Raw genomic sequence first — 22,696 nt, 5'->3', positions numbered from 1 at the left:
CATGCTAAGACCGTCAAAACCGGGCAAATCGAGTTGAAGGCATCGGCCTACGCGAGGTCACGGCATCGATGAACCTTCGCGGCGCACCCGCGGCCGGCGCGCAATGTTCGTGCAATGGTGATTCGTAGCATCGCGGCTGTGGTGCGGATGGCTGCGCACGGCCCTCCGCGATCTGGCATCCGAACCGACATCGCGCCCCATGACATTCGACCTCGCAGCAAGAATGCTGCCGCGCCAACCGCGCGCCGGCAGCGTCCGCCGACCTGAACTGCCGGACGCACTGCGCGGCTTCGTGCTGTTCCTCATGCCGATGCTCGGCCTGCTCGGCGCGTCGGCACTCGAATTCGCCGTGTCGTCGGCTGCGCTGCTTTCGCTGCTCTTCGGCATGAGCTTCGCGATGCGGGCGGATCGGCCTGGCAAGAAGCCGGCCGCCTGGCGCGTGCTCGCGCGGCGCATGCTGCTGGAGTCCGTCGCCTATCGACGGCTGTGGGTTCGGCTGCTGAAGACGGCCGCGGTCACCGGCATCATCGCGGCCCTGCTGCTGCAGCGACTCGCACCGCTGGCAGCAGCCCTCTTCATCTGCTGCATGGCGGCCTTCGTTCTGCTGTTCCAGCAGGCGCGCTGGCGGCAATGGCTGCGCAAGCTCGCGCCCATGGGCTGCATCGCACTGACGAACTGGCTGCTGCAAGTGCTGGCCGCAACGGTGCTGTTCCATGCGCTGGAGCCGCGTTTCGGGCTCCTGCTGGGGGTTGCCGTGCCCTTCGCCGCACTGCCGGCGCTGCAGGCGGTGCTCAGCTGCCGATGGCTGGCCCGCACTCGCAGAGTTCCGGTCGCGCCGGTTTGGCACGGCCTGGTATCTGAAGGACAGGCCGGCTGAGCGCGGCCTGTCCTCGCATTCACCACCCGCCTGTCAAGGCACGACCGTGATGCGGTCGGTCGCCGGCGGCGTCAGCGGACTGTTGGCCTTGATGTAGGCCTCCAGGGCATCCACGTCCTGGTCGCCGCCCAGCGTGTCCGTCCCCTGGTTGAAGGCGGTGAAGTTGTCGCCGCCGGTGGCCAGGAAGCTGTTCATGGTCACGCGGTAGCTGGTGCCATCGGTCATCGCGGTGCCGTTGAGCGACATGTTGCTGATGCGCGATCCGGCAGGCTGCGACAGGTTGTAGGTGTAGCTGAAGCCGTTGGAGGGCAGCAGCACCTTGGGCGCGCTCGTGGTGTTGGAACCGCTGTTGAACTGCTGTTCGAGCACCGCCTTGATCTGCGCGCCGGTCATGGTCTTCACCACCAGGCTGTTGCCGAAGGGCTGCACGGCGAAGATCTGGCCGTAGGTCACGCTGCCGTCGCCGGCGGGCGCGAGGTCGGCACGCACGCCGCCCGGGTTCATGAAGGCGATCTGCGCGGCGCCCTTGCCGGCGGGGGTGGTCGCGGCGAGTTGCGCATCGGCGATCAGGTTGCCCAGCACGCTTTCCTTCGACGCGGTCTGCGTGCGCGTGGCAGTGGCGGTCAGCGAGCCCACCACGCGCTGCACCAGCGGCCCGGCGATCGCGAGGTACTGGCTGATGAGTGCAGCCACTTCCTGGTTCTTGCCGAAGACGGGGTACTGGTCGGTCAGCGCGACAGTGGTCGAGCCGCTGGTGTAGGCCTCGCCCTGCACGATCACGTTGTCGGCGCTCTTTGCCGTCACCTTGCGGGTCTTGGTGTCGATGGTGAGGTTGATGTCGGTCAGCAGCGTGCCGTACTGGCCGGCGCTGGTCAGCAGGAAGGGCTTGGCGGGGTTGGTCTTGGCGTAGTCGCAAATGTAGGAGCGGTGCGTATGTCCCGAGATCACCACGTCGACCGACGCGTCCAGCTTGTTGAGGATCGGCAGGATGTCGCCGCTCAGGCCGGCGCAGCTCTTGTCGTTGTAGCCCACGGTGGTGGTGCCGCCTTCGTGGATGACGACGACGATGGCGTCGGCGCCCTGCGACTTCAGCTGGGGAATCAGCGCGTTGGCCGTATCGGCTTCGTCCTTGAAGCTCAGTCCGGCAACACCGGCGGGCGTCACGATGTTCGGCGTGCCCTTCAGCGTCATGCCGATGAAGGCCACCTTCACCGTGGCGCCGTCCCTCGTGAAGCTCTTCATGCCGGTGGCGGGAAACAGCGTGTTGCCGTCGGTCTTCACCGTGTTGGCCGCGAGAAAGCCGAAGTTGGCGCCCGGGAAGCTCTTGTTCACGCGGCAGGGCTCGAGCGCGGTGTTCTTCGCGCAGCCGCCGTTCTTCATGCGCAGCAGCTCGGTCTGGCCCTTGTCGAACTCGTGGTTGCCGACCGCGTTGAAGTCGATCTTCATCGCGTTGACGGCTTCGATGGTCGATTCGTCGAGGAAGAGTGCCGAGACCAGCGGCGACGCGCCGATCATGTCGCCGGCCGACACCACGGCGTTGTTCGGATTCTTCGCCTTCAGCGAGGCGATGGCGGAAGCCATGTAGGCCGCGCCGCCGGCGGGCACCGCCACCGTGCCGCCCGCCTTCGCCGGCGCGTTGATCGACAGCTTCGGCGGCTCGAGGTTGCCGTGCAGGTCGTTGAAGGCGATGAGCTTGACGTCGATGGTGCCCGGCGCAGCGGGCGCCGGAGCCGGTGCAGGCGGATTGCTCGCCGTGGGAGGCGGCACGAAGGGAATGAAATTGTTCGAGTTGCCGCTGCCGCCGCAGGCGGTCAGGGTGGCCACCACCACGCCGGCAAGGGCGAAGTGCTTCAACGATGCATGCATGGGAAACCTCTCTCCTTGTTTGGTAACGCAGCGGATGCTGGCCACCGCGCATGACGAGGCCGTGAAGGCCCTGCCGTGGCGTCAGGAGATCGGCAGCCGTTTCAGGGCAACTGGACGATGCGGATCGCAACGCCGGGGCCGAAGGCGGCCTGCAGGAGCGCCTTCGCCTCCATGCTGCGCTGGTCGGTCGGCGACTGCACGGCGAGCCAGCCTTCGGTGGGGCGCCGCCGCAGGTGCCAGCCTTCCTGTCCGAGCTGGATGAGCCGGGCCAGCGCCGCAGCGTCCGCCACCGGCGGCGCGGCGGGCGTGATGTCGAGCCAGTCGGTGACCTGGTCGCTCTCGCCGCCCAGGCGGGCTGCGGCGCCTTGCGCAAGCACTTGCTGCGTAGCTGCGTCTTGCACCGTGCCCTGAAGCACGATGCCGCCGCCGTGCCAGCGGATCTCGAGCGACGAAGCCGACTCGGCCGCACTGGCTTGCGGTTCACCGGCGGCCCCAACGCGCCAAGCGATACCCATTGCCAGGATGGCAAGGCCGGCGATCGCTGCAAGAAGAATGCTGATGCGCTTCGTCATTCGAGGCGCGAGGGTGCCACGCTGCGCATGACGCAGGTGTGACGATCGGCTGCAGTCGACGGACAGCCATTCGGCCTACACGGATAAGCGCATGCCGGCGCATCCGCGGATCACCGGATTCCTATACGCTTGAGTTCCGTCCCCCGCATTCCCCAACACCCCGAGGAACGAACATGGCAGCCAATGCGAAAGTCACAGGAAATGTCGAATACCGGGCCGGCGATGGCCCCCTGATCCTCATTCCCCAAGGCCCCATCGAAATCCAGTTGGCGCCCGACAGCGCCGTGCTGAGCTGGGGCGATGCCGGCAGCATGCAGACGACGGCGATACCGATCGCCGAGTACCAGCGCTACCTGAACGAGGGCGTGATCCAGCCCGACTGAAATGTGCCGGCGGCAGCCAAGCCGACCGACCAATAAAAAACGGCCCCGAGGGGCCGTTTCTTATGGAGCATCCTCGACGCACGGCCGGGATGCCTGCGTCACCGCTTCTTTCTTACTTCTTCTTGGCAGCCACGGCCTTCTTGGCGGGAGCGGCGGCCTTCTTCGCTGCGGGCTTGGCAGCCACAGCCTTGCTGTCGGCCTTGCGCTTTGCAGCCTTGGGGTCCACGGCGGCCTTGAAGGCCGCGCCCGGCACGAACTTCGGCACCTTCTGTGCAGCGATCTTGATCTTGGTGCCGGCGCTGGGGTTGAAGCCCGAGCGTGCGGCGCGCGCCACTTGCTTGAAAGTACCGAAGCCGACGATCTGGACGGGGTCGTCCTTCTTCACGGCGGCGACGATCGAGCTGGTGATGGTCTCGAGGACGCGCGCGGCTTCTGCCTTGCTGAGGTTATGGGCGGCGGCGATTTTTTCGACGAGTTCGATGCGGTTCAACTGAGTTCCTAATAAGTTTGATTTCGCCATGTTGCCTATGGCGGCGCAGCACGAATCACGCTGCAAGCGGGCGGGAGTTTATTCGACTGCGAGAGCCCGGATGTAACGCGGTCGCTTCGAGTTGTCGTTGATTTGCCTCATTCGGTCTTCGAGGAGGTCTTGTGCCTGCATGTCGGCGAGGGATCCATGTCGCGAATGACCATAGATCAGCGAGAAAAATCGCGCCCCGCGCGATGACCAGTACGCCGGGCCGCAACGAAGTTCTCCGAGGAGATTTGATGGCACTGCACTCGTGAAGGCTGCCGCGGCTCTCCGATGCCGCTGTCATGGTGAAGCTACCGCAGCGATGAAGCTACGTATCGAGCGCGTGTCCGCTACGTTGCTCTCCAACAGCATCAGTGGACCAAGCATCGAGCATCTCTACCGATGCTCTCCCTGAGCAGGCGCATCCTGAACTCGCACCCGAACCTGATCGTGGATGCATTCGACACGCCGCACGTCCCATGCGACAAACGCACGGCGCCTCGTAGCCATGAGGCAACAGACATGCGCAGATCAGCGGACGAATGGGGGGAAGAATGGGGAAGCAAAGAAACAGGTAGAAGCCAGAAAGTGAAAAGCCCCTGCAGCTTTTGGCTGCAGGGGCTTCTGACTGGCGGAGTGGACGGGACTCGAACCCGCGACCCCCGGCGTGACAGGCCGGTATTCTAACCAACTGAACTACCACTCCTGGTAGACAACGTTCGCTCCTCGCGGAACCGAGTGTTGACGACTCGTGCCTGCTTCACTGAAGTGAAACTGGCGACCCTACGGGGATTCGAACCCCGGTAGCCACCGTGAAAGGGTGGTGTCCTAGGCCTCTAGACGATAGGGTCAAAACCTTGGACGTGCTGCGATCAGCATCTCATACCTTCTCGACACTCTGGTGGAGGTAAGCGGGATCGAACCGCTGACCTCTTGCATGCCATGCAAGCGCTCTCCCAGCTGAGCTATACCCCCGTGTGGGTGTCGAGCCTCAGATTATAGCCCGAATTTCAGGCCTTTCTCAATCGTTCGATAACTTTTTCGCGGGAAAAAATTTCGAGGACTGAATCCAAGGACGGTGTTTGCGGTGTTCCCATCACAAGCACTCGTACTGGCATCGCTAACACCGGCATCTTCAATGCGTGTGTCGCGAGGACTTCCTTGATCATAACTGCGATCGAGGCCTTATCCCACGCGACCGTCATCATTTTTTCTGCAAGCGTTGCGATTGCGGGCTTCACTGCATCGGTGATGTGCTGTGCGCGATCGGCTTCGGTCACGGTGATGTCCGCATAGAACGCAGCAGCCCAGTCGGCCAGCGCCACCATCGTGTCGCAGCGATCCTTGAAGAGCGCGCAGATCGCGGGCAGGCGCTCGTCCGCAACGATGCCGCGCTTGTGCAGCTGCGCTGCAACGAGCGGTGCGAGTTCATCGCCGCTCTTCGCCTTGATGTACTGCGCGTTGACCCACGCGAGCTTCGCCGCATCCCACTGCGCGGGACTCTTCGACAGGTGCGAACCGTCGAACCAGCTCACCATCTGCTCGCGCGTGAAGAGCTCGTTGTCGCCGTGGCTCCAGCCCAGGCGCGCGAGATAGTTGAGCATCGCTTCCGGCAGGTAGCCGTTGTCTTCATAGGCCGTGACGCTCACTGCGCCGCGGCGCTTCGAGAGCTTCTGTCCGTCGTCGCCAAGAATCACCGGCACGTGGCCGAATTCGGGCAGCTGCGCCCCCAGCGCGCGGAAGATGTTGATCTGCCACGGCGTGTTGTTGATGTGCTCGTCGCCGCGGAACACGTGCGTGATGTTCATGTCCCAGTCGTCGACCACCACCGCGAAGTTGTAGGTCGGCACACCGTCGGGCCGCAGGATGATGAGGTCGTCGATCTCGCGGTTGTTGATGGTGATCTCGCCCTTCACGAGGTCGTTCCACGTCACGTCGCCCTCGGGCGGATTGCAGAAGCGCACCACCGGCGGCACGCCTTCGGGCACGGGCGGCAGCACCTTGCCCGGTTCGGGGCGCCAGCGGCGGTCGTATAGCGTCTTCTCGCCGCGTGCACGTTGCGCCTCGCGCATCTCCTCGAGTTCCGCAGGCGTGCAATAGCAGTAGTAGGCGGTGCCCGCCGCGAGCATCTGCGCGATCACTTCGCGGTAGCGCTCCAGGCGCTGCATCTGGTAGATCGGGCCTTCGTCGTATTCGAGGCCGAGCCAGTGCATCGACGCGAGGATCTGGTCGGTCGAGTCCTGCGTGGAGCGGGCCACGTCGGTGTCCTCGATGCGCAGCACGAACTCGCCGCCGTAGTGGCGCGCATAGGCCCACGAGTAGAGGGCCGTGCGAGCCGTGCCCAGGTGAAGAAAGCCCGTGGGGGATGGTGCGATGCGGGTGCGTACTTTGCCGGTCATTTCGTTATCGTGGATTCAGGGTGCTCAGGCCGCGCGCGATGTCGGCCTTGATGTCTTCGACATGCTCGAGGCCGACCGCGAGGCGGATCAGCCCCTGGCCGATGCCCGCGGCCTGGCGCTGCGCCTCTGTCAGGCGGCCATGCGAGGTGGTGCCGGGGTGCGTGATGATGGTCTTCACGTCGCCCAGGTTGGTGGCGCGGCTCACGACGCGCGTGCTGTTCATGACGTGGAAGGCATTGACACGTGCCGTCTCGGGCGAGTCGCCGACCACGTCGAAGGACACCACCGCCCCGCCCTGCCCCGACTGTTGCCGCATGGCCAGCTCGTGCTGCGCATGCGAAGCCAGCCCCGGGTAGTACACGCGCGAGATGCCCGGCTGCTTCTCGAGCCACTGCGCGATCTCCATCGCGTTGGCGCAATGCGCCTTCATGCGGATGCCGAGCGTCTCGATGCCCTTGAGCACGACCCACGCGTTGAACGGCGCCAGCGCCATGCCGGCGGTGCGCACGATGGGGCCGAACACGTCGACGATGAGCTTCGAGGGACCGCAGATCGCACCTGCCATCACGCGGCCCTGCCCGTCGAGGTGCTTGGTGCCCGAGTGGATGACGAGGTCGGCCCCCAGCTCCGCCGGACGCTGCAGGATAGGCGTGCAGAAGCAGTTGTCGACCGCCAGCAGCGCGCCCGCGGCATGCGCCACCTCGGCCAGCGCACGGATGTCGCAGACCTCCGTGAGCGGATTGGTCGGCGTCTCGGCGAACAGCAGCCTGGTGTTCGGCTTCACGGCGGCGCGCCATTCGGCGACGTCGGTCTGCGACACGAAGGTGGTCTCGACGCCGAACTTGGCGAACTCCTTGCCGAACAGGTTCAGCGTGGAGCCGAACACCGAGCGCGAGCACACCACATGGTCGCCGGCCTTCAGCAGGCCCATGCACATCATGAGGATCGCGCCCATGCCGGTCGATGCGCCGATCGCCGCCTCGGTGCCTTCGAGCGCCGCGATGCGCTGCTCGAAGCTGGTCACGGTCGGGTTCGAGGTGCGCGAGTAGGTGAAGCCAGGCTCGGTGCCCGCGAAGCGGCGCATCGAGGTTTCGGCGTCGGGCTGCACGAAGCCGCTGGTCAGGAAGAGCGCGTCGGAGTGCTCGCCGTACTGGCTCGGCGCGAGACCGGTGCGCAGCGCGAGCGTCTCGGGGTGCAGCCCGGGCGGCAGTGTTCTTTCGTCGTCGGTCACTTCGTCTGCTCTCTCACTCGCTGTGATTGGGAAGCGCGAGGCGCGAGGAATCCTCTTCGGTCTCCTCGATGCGTGGACGGTTGCCGTTCATGCGGGTGATGGCGTCGGTGTCGATGTCGCCGGTCACGTACACGCCGTCGAAGCAGGAGGCGTCGAAACCATCGAGCTTGCCGTTCAGTGAACCGATGGCGCGCTTCATTGCATCGACATCCTGGTAGATCAGCGCGTCGCAACCGATCAGCTCGCGGATTTCCTCGACGGTGCGGTCGTGCGCAACCAGCTCGTCCTTGGTCGGCATGTCGATGCCGTAGACGTTGGGATAGCGCACCGGCGGCGCGGCGCTGGCCAGGTAGACCTTGCGGGCGCCGGCGTCGCGCGCCATCTGCACGATTTCGCGGCTGGTGGTGCCGCGCACGATGGAGTCGTCGACCAGCAGCACGTTGCGGCCCTTGAATTCGCTGCCGATCACGTTGAGCTTCTGGCGCACCGACTTCTTGCGCACGCCCTGCCCCGGCATGATGAAGGTGCGGCCGACGTAGCGGTTCTTCACGAAGCCTTCGCGGTACGGCACGCCCAGCAGGTGCGCGAGCTGCGTGGCGCTCGGACGGCTCGACTCGGGGATCGGGATGATCACGTCGATCTGGTTCGGCGGCACGGTCGACACGACGCGCTTGGCCAGCGTCTCGCCCAGGTTCAGGCGCGCCTGGTAGACCGAGATGCCGTCGAGCACGGAGTCCGGACGGGCCAGGTAGACGAATTCGAAGATGCAGGGGTTGAGCGTCGGCGCCTCGGCGCACTGCATCGAATGCACCTTGCCCTCGAGGTCGATGAACACGGCCTCACCAGGGTTGATGTTGCGCTCGAAGGTATGGCCCGAGCCCTCCAGCGCGACCGATTCGCTCGCCACCATCACAGTGCCGTCGGCGCTGCGGCCCATGCACAGCGGGCGGATGCCGTACGGGTCGCGGAAAGCCAGCAGGCCGTGGCCGGCGATGAGCGACACCACGGCATACGAGCCGCGCAGGCGCTTGTGCATGCTCTTCACGGCGGCGAACACCTCGGCCGGATGCAGTGGCACGCCGCGCGAGGCACGCTCGAGTTCATGGGCCAGCACGTTGAGCAGCACTTCGGAGTCGCTCTCGGTGTTGGTGTGGCGGTGGTCGGTGGAGAACAGCTCCGAGCGCAGCGCGTGGGCGTTGGTCAGGTTGCCGTTGTGCACCAGCACGATGCCGAAGGGCGCGTTCACGTAGAAGGGCTGGGCCTCTTCCTCGCTGTAGGCGTTGCCGGCGGTGGGGTAGCGCACCTGGCCCAGGCCCACGCTGCCGGGCAGCGCGCGCATGTTGCGCGTGCGGAACACGTCGCGGACCATGCCCTTGGCCTTGTGCATGAAGAACTTGCGTTCCTGCAGCGTGACGATGCCTGCGGCATCCTGGCCGCGGTGCTGCAGGAGCAGCAGCGCGTCATAGAGCAGCTGATTGACGGGTGCGTTGCTGACAACGCCGACGATTCCACACATGAACGATTCCCCTTAGGGCAGGTAGCTGGCCAACTTTTCAGGCAGGGAGGGCTTGAGGCCCTGCAATGCCGCATCGAGAACAATGGCGCTGCGCGATTCGTGCCACCAGGCACTGTCGCTCAACACCAGCAAATGGACAACGACGGCGAACACGAGCAGGGCCACCACGCCCCGCGCCGCGCCGAACGCCGCGCCCAGAATCCGGTCCACCGGCCGCAGACCCACGACCGTGATCAACTTGCGCGTGAGCGCTGCCACCAGCCCCACGCCGAACACCACCGCCACGAACACCAGCACGAAGGCCAGCGGGTAGCGCCACGCTCCCTGCGGGTCACCGAACGGCAACCATGCCGCCACGTCCGACGCCAGCCACTGGGCTGCAATGAAGGCGGCCACCCATCCGATCAGCGAAATCACCTCGAACACCAGCCCGCGCATCAGGCCGAAAAGCATCGACACCCCGATGAGCGCGACGGCGATCCAGTCGAGCAAGGCCACGGCAACGGCTGGCGACGACTCTTACAACGTGAGGATCGCGGCCGACAAAGACAAGCCCTTGACCTTATCGGCCGCGCGGTCGGCCTCGGCACGCGAGCTGAAGGGGCCGACACGCACACGCGTGCGTTCGCCGTCGGCAGTCTTCGCCACGTGCACATAGGTCTTGAGACCGGCCCTCTCGAGCTTCTGGCGCACTTCGCGCGCCTTGTCGGCGTCGGCGAAGGCGCCGACCTGCACCACGAAGCGGCCGCCCTCGTCGGCAGCGGCGGGCTTGGCGGCGGCCGCGGTGACGGGCTTGCCCTCGAGCAGCGCGCGGGCGCGGGCGCCGTCGTCCACGGCGGCGGTTTTTGGCTTGGCTTCGGGCTTGGGTTCCGGCTTCGGCTTGGGCTCCGGTTTCGGTTCCGGCTTGTGCTCGGGCTTGGGTTCGGGCTTCGGCTCAGGTTTGGGTTCTGGCTTGGGGTCCGGCTTGCGCTCGGGCGCCGGGGCCTGGGTGGAACTGGCGACCGGCTTGCCGGGGTCGATCTCGGTGCCGTCCGCGGCTTCGGTGATCATGCCGCTCGATGACGAGGCGGATGCCACGCGCGAGCTGCCGTTGTCGGGGGCGGCAGGCGTCGTGTTGCTGCTGGTGGCGGGCGCCGGCGTTGCCGGCACGGGCAGCGGCTTGACCTTGTTGCGGTCCGGAATCTCGATGGGGATGTCGACCGACACCGGCCGCGGCTGGGTATCGAACAGCAGCGGGAAGCCGATCACGCCGAGCAGCACCAGCACCGCCGCGCCGAGCAGCCGGTGGCGCGCACGCCGACGCATGGTTTCGACACTTTCCGCTGGGACTGCGGCTGGGGCGCCTCGTCCTTCGTTGCCTTGCGGGCCGCGCGTGCGGAACTTGAAAAACGCCATGAAGTTCGATCCCTGGAGGAGTGCAGCGAGGTGGTGCCAGAAGGTGCGTACAACCCGACGATCAGCCGCCCGGCGACAGGTGTTTGGCTTGCAGCCGGGGAGTGCCGTTTTCGAGGACGCCACCCACGGTGAAGAACGATCCGAAGACCACGATTCTATCAGCGGGCCCTGCCTGCCCGATGGCCGCGCGCAGCGCCTCCATCGGCCCTGCATGCACGCTGCCGGAGGCGTCGGTGCGCGTGTTCTGCGCCTGCCAGGTGGCCAGCAGGTCGGCCGCCTTGGCGGCGCGCGGCGTAGGCAGGTCGGTGAAGTACCAGCGGTCGATCAGCGGCCCGATGCGCGCGAGGATCGGGGCCAGGTCCTTGTCCGCCATCACGCCGAAAACGCCGTGCGTGGTGGGGTAGAAACCCATCGCGTCGAGGTTCTCGGCCAGCGCGGCCACGGCGTGCGCGTTGTGCGCCACGTCGAGCACCAGCGCGGGCTCGCCCGGGACGATCTGGAAGCGGCCCGGCAGCTCGACCATCGCGAGCCCGTTACGCACGGCCTGCGCCGTGATCGGCAGTTGTGGCCGCAGCGCCTCGAGCGCCGCCAGCACGCCGGCCGCATTGATGAGCTGGTTGGCGCCGCGCAGGGCCGGATAGGCCAGCCCGCTGTAGCGCCGCCCGCGGCCCGACCAGCCCCACTGCTGCTTGTCGCCCGCAACGTTGAAGTCGGTTCCGAAGCGCCAGAGGTCGGCGCCGATCGAGTTGGCATGGTCGATCACGCTCTGCGGCGGCACCGGGTCGCTCACGATGGCGGGCTTGCCCGGGCGCATGATGCCGGCCTTCTCGAAGCCGATGCTCTCGCGGTCGGGGCCGAGGTATTCCATGTGGTCGAGGTCGATGCTGGTGATCACTGCGCAGTCGGTGTCGATGATGTTGACCGCGTCGAGCCGGCCGCCCAGGCCCACCTCGAGGATCGCCACGTCGGGCTTTTCCACGGTCATGCAGTGCAGGATGCCGAGCGTGGTGAATTCGAAGTAGGTCAGCGGCATGTCGCCGCGCGCCTTTTCCACCACCTCGAAGCTTGCTATCAGTTTCGAAGCATCGACAGCCTCGCCCTGCAGCCGCAGGCGCTCCTCGAAGCGCACCAGGTGCGGCGAGGTGAACACCGCCGTGCGGTAGCCCGCGTGCGTCAGGATCGATTCGAGCATGGCGCAGGTCGAGCCCTTGCCGTTGGTGCCCGCCACCGTGATCACGGGGCAGGCGAAGCGCAGGCCGAGGCGCTGCGCCATCTCTTTGGCGCGTTCGAGTCCGAGCTCGATGTTCTTGGGATGGAGCCGCTCGGCGCGCTCGAGCCAGTCGTTCAGGGTTTCCATGGAGGCGGGCATTGTCGCCGACCCGTCGGCCGGGGCATCATCGCGGCCATGACAACCCTCTACGGCATTCCGAATTGCGACACCGTCAAGCGCGCCCGCGCCTGGCTCGACGAACACGGCATTGAATACACCTTCCACGACTTCAAGAAACAGGGCGTTCCCGAGGCCGAGCTCGACCAGTGGCTGAAGAAGCCCGGCTGGGAAGCCCTGGTCAACCGCAAGGGCACCACCTGGCGCAAGCTCGACGACGCCACCCGCGAGGGTGTGGTCGACGCCGTTTCCGCCCGCGCCGTGCTGCTGGCCAACCCCAGCCTGATCAAGCGGCCGGTGGTCAACTGGGGGCCCAAAAAGCCCGTTACGGCGGGATTCGACGCCGACGCCTGGGCTGTCAACGCCGTGTAAACCCCGGAACCCGGCCTGCCGCCCGGCGTCGAACCTCGATCCGCAGGAGAGACACACCATGAACAATCGCACTTTTCGCACTCTCGCAGGCATTTCAGTCGCCGGCATGCTGGCCGCCGGCACCGGCCTCGTTCATGCGCAGCAGAACCAGGTGGTCCAGGCCCGGGTGATCTCCGCCACCCCGATCCGCGAAACGACCGGCAGCGACGTGAACTACAACGTCACGTACGAATACAACGGCCGGCAGTACACCACCCGCATGAACACCCGGCCCGGAGCGACCATTCCGATCCAGGCCGGCGCGTATGGCGTGACCGGCGTGACGACCTCCCCGGTGACACCGCAGCCGCAGCTGCAGGCCTACCCGGTCGAGGCCAACAACGGCGGCAGCTACGCCCCGCAGTCCGGTGGCTCGCCATGGGACAGCGTGGTTCCCGAGGCCGGCGTCGTCGTCTCCAGCGCCCCCGCGCCGGTCTACCAGCCGGCGCCCGTGTACACCGCTCCCGCCCCCGTCTACGTGGAGCCGGCCTATACGTACCCCTATGCCTATCCCTACGTCTACCCGCCGGTCGGCATCTCGCTGAACCTCGGCTATTCGCGAGGCTGGGGCGGCGGCTACTACCGCGGCTACGGCTATCGCGGCTGGGGTGGCTATCGCGGCGGCTGGCACCGTTGAGGCGAGGGCTGGCGGGCCGCCGCCCCCGAGCCCCTAAAATCGAGGACTTTTCCAACCCTTGACGGGTGCGCCGCAGGTGCGGTGCGTCCTCGATTCGCCGGCCGCCAAAGCGCCGGCGCCACCCAATGACGACGACTACCGACACTCTGAACAGCGCCGCAGTGGCCACCAAGGCCAATGTGTATTTCGACGGCAAGTGCGTGAGCCACAGCCTCACGCTGGCGGACGGCACCAAGAAATCGGTCGGCGTGATCCTGCCGTCCACCCTCACCTTCAACACCGGCGCTCCCGAAATCATGGAAGGCACCGCCGGCAGTTGCGAATACCAGCTCGCGGGCACCGACGAATGGATCGCCTCGGGCCCCGGCCAGAAGTTCAACGTGCCCGGCAACTCGAGCTTCAAGATCCGCGTGACGGGCGAGCCCTATAGCTACATCTGTCATTTTGGGTAAACCCCAGGCTTCGCGCACTTCGTGTCGCTTCTCCCACCCCCTTGCAGGGGGCGATACCGGTGGCCCGGCAAAGCCGGTTCCACGGTATCCCGGGCAAAGAGCCGCGCCACGAAAGCCATGAACCATTGAACCGCGCCACCACCAACGGAACCCCCAACATGTCGACCATCCTCCAAAACGTTCCCGCCGGCCAGAAGGTCGGCATCGCCTTCTCCGGCGGCCTGGACACCAGCGCGGCGCTCCACTGGATGCGCAACAAGGGCGCGATCCCCTACGCCTACACCGCCAACCTCGGCCAGCCCGACGAGCCCGACTACGACGAGATCCCCCGCAAGGCGATGCTCTACGGCGCAGAGAACGCCCGCCTGATCGACTGCCGCGCGCAGCTGGCCAACGAAGGCATCGCCGCCCTGCAGGCCGGCGCATTCCACGTCACCACCGCCGGCGTCACCTACTTCAACACCACGCCGCTGGGCCGCGCCGTCACCGGCACCATGCTCGTGTCGGCCATGAAGGAAGACGACGTCCACATCTGGGGCGACGGCAGCACCTACAAGGGCAACGACATCGAGCGCTTCTACCGCTACGGCCTGCTGACCAACCCCGCCCTCAAGATCTACAAGCCCTGGCTCGACCAGGTCTTCATCGACGAGCTGGGCGGCCGCGCCGAGATGTCGGCGTTCATGCAGAAGGCCGGCTTCGCCTACAAGATGTCGGCCGAGAAGGCGTACTCCACCGACTCCAACATGCTCGGCGCCACGCACGAAGCCAAGGACCTGGAGCACCTGAACAGCGGCATCACCATCGTGCAGCCCATCATGGGCGTCGCCTTCTGGAAGGACGAGGTCGAGGTCAAGCGCGAGACGGTATCGGTGCGCTTCGAGGAAGGCGTGCCGGTCGCGCTGAACGGCGTGCGCTACTCGAACCTGGTCGAGCTGATCCTCGAAGCCAACCGCATCGGCGGCCGCCACGGCCTGGGCATGAGCGACCAGATCGAGAACCGCATCATCGAGGCCAAGAGCCGCGGCATCTACGAGGCTCCCGGCCTTGCGCTGCTGTTCATCGCCTACGAGCGCCTGGTCACCGGCATCCACAACGAAGACACCATCGAGCAGTACCGCGAGAACGGCCGCAAGCTGGGCCGCCTGCTCTACCAGGGCCGCTGGTTCGACCCGCAGGCCATCATGCTGCGCGAGACGGCCCAGCGCTGGGTGGCGCGCGCCATCACCGGCGAGGTGACGGTCGAGCTGCGCCGCGGCAACGACTACTCGATCATGAACACCGAGTCGGCCAACCTCACCTACAAGCCCGAGCGCCTGAGCATGGAGAAGGTCGAAGGCGCGTTCACGCCGCTGGACCGCATCGGCCAGCTGACGATGCGCAACCTCGACATCGCCGACACGCGCGAGAAGCTGGGCATCTACACCCAGACCGGCCTGCTGTCGTCGACCGAAGGCGCCGCGCTGCCGAAGCTGGCGAACGACGGCGACGCGAGCTAGTCGACGGCGATCAAAGCCTCCAATGACAACGGGCCCCTCGGGGCCCGTTTTTCATGGGTAATGCGCAGGGTTCAGTCCCCGCCGCCTCCACCGCAGCCGCCTCCACACCCGCCACCGCCATCGGACGAGCCTCCGTCGCCGGAGCCGCCATCACCGCTGCTGCTCGACGACTCGCTCCCGCCGAAGCCGCCTGCGTCGCCCGAGCTGCCGCTGTCCGATGACGAATCGCCGAAGCTGGTGCCGCAATGGGCATCCGAGCCGATGTGCCGCTCGACCGCCCGGCAGTCGGGTATGTAGTGAAAGCCGCCTTCGATGGCGAACTTGATGTCCAGCGCGAACAGCAGCGGCAGCCGCGCGGGCTTGCGCGGATCGATGCTCTCTTCCTTGCAGGCCCAGTACCAGGTGCGGCGCAGGCCGTCGTTGCGCTTGGGGTCCCGGCCAAGCACTTCGGCAGGGCTGTGGTGCAGCATGCCGCCGAAGGCCGCCTTGCACCAGTTCTGGTAGCCCTGCGTGTGCAGGATGAACTCGTGCCAGGCCGTGTCGACCACCTTCGAGGGCATGGCCACGAACTTGCGGTCGCTGCGCAGGTGCGCCATGAAGAACTGGCGCAGGCCGCGCAGCACCAGTTCGGCGTCGCGCCGGCTGAGCTGCGGATGCGCCTGGCACAGCTTGCCGACCAGGAAGGGCGGCAGCCGCGCCTCGCGGATGAACTGGCGCCGCAGGCTGGTCTCGAGGAACTTGAGCACCGCCGCGAACAGCAGCGCGAACACGATCACCGCCACCATCGAGCCCCAGCGCCGCGTTCCGAGCAAGAGCGCCAGCAGCGCGACCACGGGCACTGCCCGGCGGGCCCAGACGAGGGCGCCGATGCGGCGGCGGAAATTCAGGTGCAGGAAGTCGAGGTCCATGCTGGCGTGGCGTCAGCTCAGACGACGACCGGCTCCGGCTCCAGCCGGATGCCGAAACGCTCGTACACGCTGGTCTGGATCGCCTTGGCGAGCGTCATCACCTCGCCTCCCGTCACCGGGTTCTCGCGGCCGCCGCGGTTGACCAGCACCAGCGCCTGCCGCTCGTACACGCCGGCATTGCCCACCGACTTGCCCTTCCAGCCGCAGGCGTCGATGAGCCAGCCGGCCGCCAGCTTGATGCTGCCGTCGTCCATCGGGTAGTGAACGATCTTCGGGTCGCGCGCGATGATGTCCGCGCACTGCTCGGGCGTGACCGTCGGGTTCTTGAAGAAGCTGCCGGCGTTGCCCAGCACGCGCCAGTCGGGCAGCTTGGCGCGGCGGATGGCGCAGATCCAGTCGAAGATGTCCTGTGCGCTCGGCGTGAAGTTGCCCGTCTCCTCCATCTTGCGCTCCAGGTCGAGGTAGCCGACCACCGGTTTCCAGGGCTTGGGCAGGCGAAAGCGCACCCGGGTGATCACCGCCCTGCCCGCCAGGCCGAAATCGTTCGGACCGCTGCGCACGTGCTTGAAGACCGAGTCGCGGTAGCCGAAGGCGCATTGGGCCGCATCGAGGGTGAAGCTGCGGCCGGTTTCGAGGTCGAAGGCGTCGAGCGACTCGAAGCGGTCCTGCAGTTCGACACCGTAGGCGCCGATGTTCTGCACCGGCGAGCCGCCCACCGTGCCGGGAATCAGCGCCAGGTTCTCCAGCCCCGGATAGCCGTTGCGCACCATCCACTCGACGGCGTCGTGCCAGGTTTCGCCCGCGCCTGCCTCCACGATCCAGGCGCGCGGGGTTTCTTCCAGCAGCCGCAGCCCCTTGATCTCGACCTTCAGCACCAGCGATTTCACGTCGCCCGTCAGCACGATGTTGCTGCCGCCACCCAGCACGAAACGGGGCGCGTCGCGCCATGCCGGATCGTCGCGCAGCGCGGCCAGGTCGGCCTCGCCGGCAATGCGCGCCAGGTGCTGCGCGCGCGCGACGATGCCGAAGCTGTTGTAGGGCTGCAGCGGGACGTTGGACTCCACGATCATGGGAGAATTGTCGCATCTGCACCCGTGAAGAATTCAGGAGAGAGTCCATGCCGTCCTTCGATACCGTCTGCGAACCCAACCTTCCCGAGGTGAAGAACGCAGTCGAGAACACCGCCAAGGAAATCGCCACGCGTTTCGATTTCAAGGGCACGGCCGCCGCCGTCGAGCTCAAGGACAAGGAAATCACCATGATCGGCGACGCCGAGTTCCAGCTCGTGCAAGTCGAAGACATCCTTCGCAACAAGCTCACCAAGCGCAGCGTCGACGTGCGCTTCCTCGACAAGGGCGACGTCCAGAAGATGGGTGGCGACAAGGTCAAGCAGGTCATCAAGATCAAGAACGGCATCGAGAGCGAGCAGGCCAAGAAGATCACCCGCATCGTCAAGGACAGCAAGCTCAAGGTTCAGGCCGCGATCCAGGGCGACGCGGTGCGCGTCACCGGCGCCAAGCGCGACGACCTGCAGGCAGCCATGGCGCTGATCAAGAAGGACGTGCCCGACATGCCGCTCACCTTCAACAACTTCAGGGACTGATCTAGGTACTCCCCCAGGCTTGCCCACTTCGTGTGGCCGCCAACCCCCTCGCCGGGGGCAATACCGGCGGACCGGCGGAGCCGGTTCCGCGGTATTCCTGGTCTATCAAGTCGAACAACCGACGCTGGAGCAGCAAGCCTCGTATGAAACATCTTCTCGTCGCAGCGCAGTTGTTCGCTGCCGCCGCCGTGGCGCATGCGGCCGGCTCGGTCACCCTGACCGGCAGCATCGGCAGCCGCGCGATCCTTATCGTGAACGGCAATCCGCCCAAGACGGTGGCGATCGGCGAGAGCTACCAGGGCGTGAAGCTGGTATCTCTGCAGGCCGAGCAGGCCGTGGTCGAGATGGAGGGCAAGCGCGTCAACCTGCGCATGGACACGCCGGTGAGCATCGGCGGTGGTGGCGGGTCGGGCGGGGGCGGGAGCCGCGTGGTGCTGTCGGCCGACAGCCGCGGGCACTTCATGACGCAGGGCGCCATCAACGGCCGGCCGGTCACCTTCATGCTCGACACGGGCGCGACGGCCATCGCGCTGTCGGCCGACGACGCCCAGCGCATCGGCCTGGACTACAGCAAGGGCCAGCGCGTGCTGATGAACACCGCCAACGGCACGGCTACCGGCTACAAGCTGCGCCTGCAGTCGGTGCGCGTGGGCGACGTGGAGGTGTACGACATCGACGCCATCGTCTCGCAGCAGGCCATGCCCTTCGTGCTGCTGGGCAACAGCTTCATCAACCGCTTCTCGATGCGGCGCGACGCGGACCAGATGGTCCTCGAAAAACGCTATTGAGCTAGGACCAGGGCCTGTTCAGGCCTGCGCGGCCGTCACCACGATCTCGATCTTGTAGGCCGTGTTGGCCATTTTGGCCTGCACGGTGGCGCGCGGCGGCGTGTTGCCGGCCGGGATCCAGGCGTCCCACACCTCGTTCATGGCGGTGATGTCGTTGATGTCGGCCAGGAAGATCTGTGTCATGAGGATGCGCGACTTGTCGCTGCCGGCCTCAGCGAGCAGGCGGTCGACCATGCCGAGCACCTGCGTGGTCTGGCCGCGGATGTCCTGCGTGGTGTCGTCGGGCACCTGGCCCGCGAGGTAGATGGTGCCGTTGTGCACGGCCGTCTCCGACAGGCGCGGGCCGACGTGGTAGCGGGTGATGGAAGCCATGGAACGTGTTCTTTCTTCGGTTCAGGTTGGTTTCTTCTTGGAGCCGAGCTTCGACTCCGTGCCGGCAGCGAGCCGGCGGATGTTCTCGCGGTGCCGCCAGATCAGCAGCAGGCTCATGACGATGATCGCGACCAGCGCCGTGCGGTCCAGCGGCCACGCGATGCCGCCGCCGATCAGGTAGTAGGCCGGCGTGAAGAAGGCAGCCACCAGCGAGGACAGCGACGAATAGCGGAAGAAGATCGCGATGATCAGCCAGGTGGCGCCGGTGGCCAGCCCCAGCCAGGGCGCGATGCCCACCAGCACCCCGGCGGCCGTGGCCACGCCCTTGCCGCCCTGGAAGCCGAAGAACACCGGGTACAGGTGCCCGAGGAACGCGGCCACGCCGGCCACGGCTGCAACGCCCTCTCCCAGCCCCCACTGCGCGCCGAACTGGTGGATGAGGAACACGGGCACCCAGCCCTTGAGCGCATCCAGCAGCAGCGTGGCGAGCGCCGCGCCCTTGTTGCCCGAACGCAGCACGTTGGTGGCGCCGGGGTTCTTGCTGCCGTAGCTGCGCGGATCGGCCATGCCGAGCGCCTTGCTCACGATGACCGCGAACGAAAGCGAGCCGATCAGGTACGACGCCACGATGGCAATGATGGAAGGCAAGGTGAAGCTCAAGACGGCACTCCGCGGGGGATGATGGTTGTTGTTGTGTGTTCGGCGTATCGGATCAGGCGACCGGCGCCTCGGGCGGCGATTGGATCACGACGTACTGCTTGCGAAACTCGAAGCCCCGGTCGGGCCACTGCGCCGCGTAGGCGCGCAGCGCATCGGCGCCGGCGGGCCAGTCCTCGCCGTTGATGCGGCAGTCGGCCTGCACGTCGCCCTCGGCGTCTCGCGCGGCATAGAGCCGCACGCCGTAGAGGCCGTCCGACTCGATCTGCGGCTTGAAGGCATCCCAGGTGTTGGTGAAGAGGCAGCAGGGGCAGAACGGATGTTCTTCCTCCTCGGCCGCCTCCTTCGCATGCTGGTGCGCGACCGGTCCGAAGAGCACGCGCCGCTCGCGGGCCGGGCGGCCTTCGGCCTCCTTCGCTTCCCAGTTCATCTGCATCGAAGTGCAGTGGCTCAGGCCTGCCGCGTCGGCGGACAGCGCATCGAGGAACACGACCAGATCGACCTGCGCCCAGAGGTCGAAGCCCCGGGTCAGGGAAGCGGCGATGTCGGCGCCCACCGAATGCTGGAACTCGAAGAGGCCCTTGGGCAGCAGCTCGGCATGCGCCACCTCGATGGTGCTGCTGGTGCGCACGCTGCCGTCGCTGTTGGCCCAGTAGCTGGTGATCTGTGGCCAGAGCCACAGACCGCTGCCGGGCAGCCGCAGCCAGCCTTCGCGCTCGCGCACCGGCTCGTGGCCACGTGCCTCCAGCGTTTCGAGCAGCAGTTCGGTGAGGTCGAAAACCTCGGTCCAGTCCTTCTTGCCATCGTTGAACTCGACTTCGAACGACGGCCCGCCGCCTTCGTTGGCGGGACAGAGCGGAGGAAAGAAGTCTGGGGAGGACGAGGACGGTGATGTCGCCATGGCGGCGGCTATTCTGCCAGCGCGCATTGCACGGGCTTCGCGCCCAGCAGCGCCACGCACACCTGCGGATCGATGCCGATCAGGTAGCCGCGCCGCCCGCCGTTGAGCACGACGCGCGGCAGCTCCAGGATGCTCGACTCCACGTACACCGGCATCTCGCGCCGCGTACCGAAGGGCGAAGTGCCGCCCACCATATAGCCGCTGTGCCGCTGCGCCACCTCGGGCTTGCAGGGCTCCACCGACTTGGCGCCGATCTGACGCGCCAGATTCTTGGTCGACACCGTGCGGTTGCCGTGCATCAGCACGATCAGCGGCTTCGCGTCCTGGTCCTGCATCACCAGCGTCTTGATGACGGTGAACGGGTCCAGCCCCAGCATCTCGGCACCGCGCTGCGCGCCGCCGTGCTCGACGTATTCGTAGGGGTGCTCGGTGAAGGCGATCTTGTGCGCGCGCAGCAGTTGCGTGGCGGGTGTCTCGGAGGTATGGACGCTTTTCTTGGCCATCTGGGTGGCAACTTCCGGTTCAGGATGACTTCAGGAAATCCGGTGTACCGCAGCAAGAATCTGCCGCACCACATCGAATTCCGGTCGAGCCATGCAGCATACGCCAGCCCCGGAGGGCGCGATTCCGTTCCCCACGCTGCGCCGCCCCGCCCTCACGGCGCTCGTGCTGGCGGTCGCGGCCATGCACGCGGCGGTGCTCTGGCTGCTTGTGATGGCGACGAAGCCGCATGGGCGCACTGCCGGTGCAGCGAAACGCATCGTCGTGGAAATGGTGCGCGCGGAGCCTCCGGCGGAAGCGGATCCGGCGCCACGCAAGAAGGCGGCATCGCCTGCCTCCACTTCGTCGCCGCGCCCGGCCGCCAGGCGGCCGCCGCAATCCGTTCGAGCCACGGCGAACGCCGCTCCCGAGGCTCCGGCCGACACATCGCCCCCATCGCAAGCAGCAAGCGTTGCACCGGCGCGGCCGTCGATCCTCCACTCGGAAAGCACGCGCCGCGCCCTGCGCGACATCGCCCGCGAACGCTCCTTCGCCGACCGAGCCGCCGAGGATCTCAACGGCAGCCCGCGCTCGGGCTTCGACTCCAGCCTCAGCGCGGGCGTCGCAGGCGCCGCGCGCGGTGACTGCAGGAAGGGCGAGTTCAAGGGCGGCGGCATGGGCCTGCTGAGCCTGCCCGCGCTCGCCCTGGCTGCCGCGAACGGCGAATGCGCCCGCTGACGGATCAGGGAACGGAACTCAGGCAGCCGGATCGCGGATTTCCCAGCGGATCTTGTCGATCTCGGCCAGCACCTCCGGCGACAGTGTGGTGCCGTACACGTCCAGGTCTTCCTCCAGCTGCGCCAACGAGGTCACGCCGATGATCGTGCTCGCCACCTGCCACTTGGTGTAGCAGAAGGCCAGCGCCAGTTGCGTCGGCGTCAGGCCGTTGTCGCGGGCGAGCTGGTTGTAGCGCCTGGCCGCGCGCAGCGAATCGGGGCGGCCCCAGCGCTGCTTGCGCACCGATTCGTAGCTCGAGATGCGCGCGCCCTTGGGCGCGTCGGGCCCCTCGATGCCGCTCTGGTCGTACTTGCCGGTGAGCAGGCCGAAGGCCAGCGGCGAATACGCCAGCAGCGACACGCCCAGCCGGTGCATGGTTTCGTCCAACCCGTTCTCGTAGCCGCGGCTGATGAGGCTGTACACGTTCTGCACCGTCGCCACGCGCGGCAGGCCGTGCTGTTCGGCCAGCCGCACGAATTCGTGCACGCCGTAAGGCGTTTCGTTCGACAGGCCGATGGCGCGCACCTTGCCCGCCTTCACCAGCTTGCCCAGCGCTTCGAGCTGCTCGTGGATCGGCGTCTTCGAGGTTTCCTTGGCCGGGTCGTAGTAGATGTTGCCGAAGAGCGGCACGTGGCGCTCGGGCCAGTGGATCTGGTAGAGGTCGATGACATCGGTGCGCAGCCGCTTCAGGCTGGCGTTGCACGAGGCTTCGATGTCGGTCGCCGTCATGCCGCTGCCTTCGCGCACCCAGGGCATGCCGCGCGAGGGGCCGGCCACCTTGGTCGCGACCACCAGCTTCTGGCGCGCGCCGGGGTTGGCGGCGAACCAGTTGCCGATGATGGTCTCGGTGACGCTGTAGGTTTCCTTGCGCGTGGGCACCGAGTACATCTCGGCGGTGTCGATGAAGTCGACGCCCCGCTCCAGCGAGCGGCTCAGGATGGCGTGGGAAGTAGGCTCGTCGACCTGTTCGCCGAAGGTCATCGTGCCGAGGCAGATCGGGGTGACGTGCAGGTCGCTCTGACCGAGTTGGATCTTTTTCATGCGCGGGATGCTACCGCCCCGGTCTCAGGC

25 protein-coding genes and 3 tRNA genes are annotated in these 22,696 nt (G+C 66.6%); 9 read left to right on the top strand and 19 right to left on the bottom strand.

The features are described 5' to 3' along the window. The first annotated feature begins 199 nt into the window (after positions 1-199). Entirely contained in the window at positions 200-877 is a 678-nt protein-coding gene (locus ACAM57_RS09475) for a DUF418 domain-containing protein (protein ID WP_369661470.1), read from the top strand. Positions 878-910: 33 nt separating this feature from the next. On the opposite strand, the gene ACAM57_RS09470 is transcribed toward ACAM57_RS09475, so the two are convergent. Both ACAM57_RS09470 and ACAM57_RS09465 read right to left on the bottom strand, forming a co-directional pair. Next, positions 911-2,743: a bifunctional UDP-sugar hydrolase/5'-nucleotidase gene (locus ACAM57_RS09470; protein ID WP_369661469.1), complete on the bottom strand. Its 1,833-nt coding sequence runs from the start codon at positions 2,741-2,743 to the stop codon at positions 911-913. A 101-nt stretch (positions 2,744-2,844) separates the two neighbouring features. Continuing rightward, entirely contained in the window at positions 2,845-3,315 is a 471-nt protein-coding gene (locus ACAM57_RS09465; protein ID WP_369661468.1) for a hypothetical protein, read from the bottom strand. A gap of 173 nt (positions 3,316-3,488) precedes the next feature. Here ACAM57_RS09465 and ACAM57_RS09460 point away from each other — a divergent pair, with 173 nt between their 5' ends. After that, positions 3,489-3,698, top strand: coding sequence for a hypothetical protein (locus tag ACAM57_RS09460; RefSeq protein WP_126025282.1), 210 nt, complete (start codon positions 3,489-3,491; stop codon positions 3,696-3,698). A gap of 112 nt (positions 3,699-3,810) precedes the next feature. Here ACAM57_RS09460 and ACAM57_RS09455 read toward each other — a convergent pair whose 3' ends face one another. From ACAM57_RS09455 to folC, 10 genes are all read right to left on the bottom strand, one after another. Then, complete coding sequence (locus ACAM57_RS09455; protein ID WP_126025297.1) at positions 3,811-4,188, bottom strand: HU family DNA-binding protein; 378 nt, start codon at positions 4,186-4,188, stop codon at positions 3,811-3,813. A gap of 653 nt (positions 4,189-4,841) precedes the next feature. Beyond that, positions 4,842-4,918: transfer RNA gene (locus ACAM57_RS09450), tRNA-Asp, on the bottom strand. Positions 4,919-4,987: 69 nt separating this feature from the next. Continuing rightward, positions 4,988-5,063: transfer RNA gene (locus ACAM57_RS09445), tRNA-Glu, on the bottom strand. Between the two features lie 48 nt (positions 5,064-5,111). After that, positions 5,112-5,187 (bottom strand) — tRNA-Ala (locus tag ACAM57_RS09440). 35 nt (positions 5,188-5,222) lie between these two features. Then, a complete protein-coding gene (gene gltX, locus ACAM57_RS09435) occupies positions 5,223-6,611 on the bottom strand; it encodes a glutamate--tRNA ligase (RefSeq protein ID WP_369661467.1) in 1,389 nt (462 codons plus the stop codon). A gap of 4 nt (positions 6,612-6,615) precedes the next feature. After that, on the bottom strand, positions 6,616-7,842 hold the full coding sequence (locus tag ACAM57_RS09430; RefSeq protein WP_369661466.1) for an O-succinylhomoserine sulfhydrylase: 1,227 nt from the start codon (positions 7,840-7,842) through the stop codon (positions 6,616-6,618). 13 nt (positions 7,843-7,855) lie between these two features. Then, complete coding sequence (gene purF / locus ACAM57_RS09425; protein WP_184641685.1) at positions 7,856-9,358, bottom strand: amidophosphoribosyltransferase; 1,503 nt, start codon at positions 9,356-9,358, stop codon at positions 7,856-7,858. Between the two features lie 12 nt (positions 9,359-9,370). Further along, complete coding sequence (locus tag ACAM57_RS09420) at positions 9,371-9,856, bottom strand: CvpA family protein (protein ID WP_184641684.1); 486 nt, start codon at positions 9,854-9,856, stop codon at positions 9,371-9,373. A gap of 21 nt (positions 9,857-9,877) precedes the next feature. Further along, a complete protein-coding gene (locus tag ACAM57_RS09415) occupies positions 9,878-10,753 on the bottom strand; it encodes an SPOR domain-containing protein (protein ID WP_369661465.1) in 876 nt (291 codons plus the stop codon). A 61-nt stretch (positions 10,754-10,814) separates the two neighbouring features. Next, positions 10,815-12,122, bottom strand: coding sequence for a bifunctional tetrahydrofolate synthase/dihydrofolate synthase (gene folC / locus ACAM57_RS09410; RefSeq protein WP_184641682.1), 1,308 nt, complete (start codon positions 12,120-12,122; stop codon positions 10,815-10,817). A 36-nt stretch (positions 12,123-12,158) separates the two neighbouring features. On the opposite strand from folC, the gene ACAM57_RS09405 reads away from it, so the two are divergent. The 4 genes from ACAM57_RS09405 to argG all read left to right on the top strand — a co-directional run bounded on the left by ACAM57_RS09405 (position 12,159) and on the right by argG (position 15,139). After that, entirely contained in the window at positions 12,159-12,512 is a 354-nt protein-coding gene (locus ACAM57_RS09405) for an ArsC family reductase (RefSeq protein WP_126025275.1), read from the top strand. 58 nt (positions 12,513-12,570) lie between these two features. Further along, entirely contained in the window at positions 12,571-13,188 is a 618-nt protein-coding gene (locus tag ACAM57_RS09400; RefSeq protein WP_369661464.1) for a hypothetical protein, read from the top strand. A 125-nt stretch (positions 13,189-13,313) separates the two neighbouring features. After that, a complete protein-coding gene (locus ACAM57_RS09395) occupies positions 13,314-13,640 on the top strand; it encodes a pyrimidine/purine nucleoside phosphorylase (RefSeq protein ID WP_126025273.1) in 327 nt (108 codons plus the stop codon). A gap of 158 nt (positions 13,641-13,798) precedes the next feature. Further along, on the top strand, positions 13,799-15,139 hold the full coding sequence (gene argG, locus ACAM57_RS09390; protein ID WP_126025272.1) for an argininosuccinate synthase: 1,341 nt from the start codon (positions 13,799-13,801) through the stop codon (positions 15,137-15,139). A 71-nt stretch (positions 15,140-15,210) separates the two neighbouring features. On the opposite strand, the gene ACAM57_RS09385 is transcribed toward argG, so the two are convergent. After that, positions 15,211-16,047, bottom strand: coding sequence for a hypothetical protein (locus tag ACAM57_RS09385; RefSeq protein ID WP_369661463.1), 837 nt, complete (start codon positions 16,045-16,047; stop codon positions 15,211-15,213). 17 nt (positions 16,048-16,064) lie between these two features. Next, entirely contained in the window at positions 16,065-17,117 is a 1,053-nt protein-coding gene (gene murB / locus ACAM57_RS09380) for a UDP-N-acetylmuramate dehydrogenase (RefSeq protein WP_369661462.1), read from the bottom strand. 47 nt (positions 17,118-17,164) lie between these two features. On the opposite strand from murB, the gene ACAM57_RS09375 reads away from it, so the two are divergent. Further along, complete coding sequence (locus tag ACAM57_RS09375; protein ID WP_126025269.1) at positions 17,165-17,650, top strand: YajQ family cyclic di-GMP-binding protein; 486 nt, start codon at positions 17,165-17,167, stop codon at positions 17,648-17,650. A 143-nt stretch (positions 17,651-17,793) separates the two neighbouring features. Next, positions 17,794-18,438, top strand: coding sequence for a TIGR02281 family clan AA aspartic protease (locus ACAM57_RS09370; protein WP_126025268.1), 645 nt, complete (start codon positions 17,794-17,796; stop codon positions 18,436-18,438). A gap of 18 nt (positions 18,439-18,456) precedes the next feature. Here the strand turns inward: ACAM57_RS09370 and ACAM57_RS09365 are convergent, their stop codons facing one another. Genes ACAM57_RS09365 through ACAM57_RS09350 form a run of 4 tightly spaced genes read right to left on the bottom strand, consistent with a single transcriptional unit; the run spans position 18,457 to position 20,871 of the window. After that, complete coding sequence (locus tag ACAM57_RS09365) at positions 18,457-18,810, bottom strand: RidA family protein (protein WP_132802791.1); 354 nt, start codon at positions 18,808-18,810, stop codon at positions 18,457-18,459. A gap of 21 nt (positions 18,811-18,831) precedes the next feature. Next, positions 18,832-19,470, bottom strand: coding sequence for a glycerol-3-phosphate 1-O-acyltransferase PlsY (plsY, locus tag ACAM57_RS09360; protein ID WP_369661461.1), 639 nt, complete (start codon positions 19,468-19,470; stop codon positions 18,832-18,834). Positions 19,471-19,522: 52 nt separating this feature from the next. Further along, on the bottom strand, positions 19,523-20,368 hold the full coding sequence (locus ACAM57_RS09355; protein WP_369661460.1) for a DUF6348 family protein: 846 nt from the start codon (positions 20,366-20,368) through the stop codon (positions 19,523-19,525). 8 nt (positions 20,369-20,376) lie between these two features. Then, positions 20,377-20,871: an aminoacyl-tRNA deacylase gene (locus ACAM57_RS09350; RefSeq protein WP_369661459.1), complete on the bottom strand. Its 495-nt coding sequence runs from the start codon at positions 20,869-20,871 to the stop codon at positions 20,377-20,379. Between the two features lie 91 nt (positions 20,872-20,962). Between ACAM57_RS09350 and ACAM57_RS09345 the strand changes: the two genes are divergently transcribed. Continuing rightward, positions 20,963-21,586: a hypothetical protein gene (locus ACAM57_RS09345; RefSeq protein WP_369661458.1), complete on the top strand. Its 624-nt coding sequence runs from the start codon at positions 20,963-20,965 to the stop codon at positions 21,584-21,586. Between the two features lie 18 nt (positions 21,587-21,604). Here the strand turns inward: ACAM57_RS09345 and ACAM57_RS09340 are convergent, their stop codons facing one another. Then, entirely contained in the window at positions 21,605-22,666 is a 1,062-nt protein-coding gene (locus tag ACAM57_RS09340; protein WP_369661457.1) for an aldo/keto reductase, read from the bottom strand. Positions 22,667-22,696: the final 30 nt, after the last annotated feature.

The sequence above is a fragment of the Variovorax sp. V15 genome (genome assembly GCF_041154425.1).
In the GTDB taxonomy this organism is placed as follows: Bacteria; Pseudomonadota; Gammaproteobacteria; order Burkholderiales; family Burkholderiaceae_C; genus Variovorax; species Variovorax guangxiensis.
The sequence above is the reverse complement of the archived record's forward strand: the minus strand, read 5'-3'. Positions and strand labels throughout refer to the sequence as shown.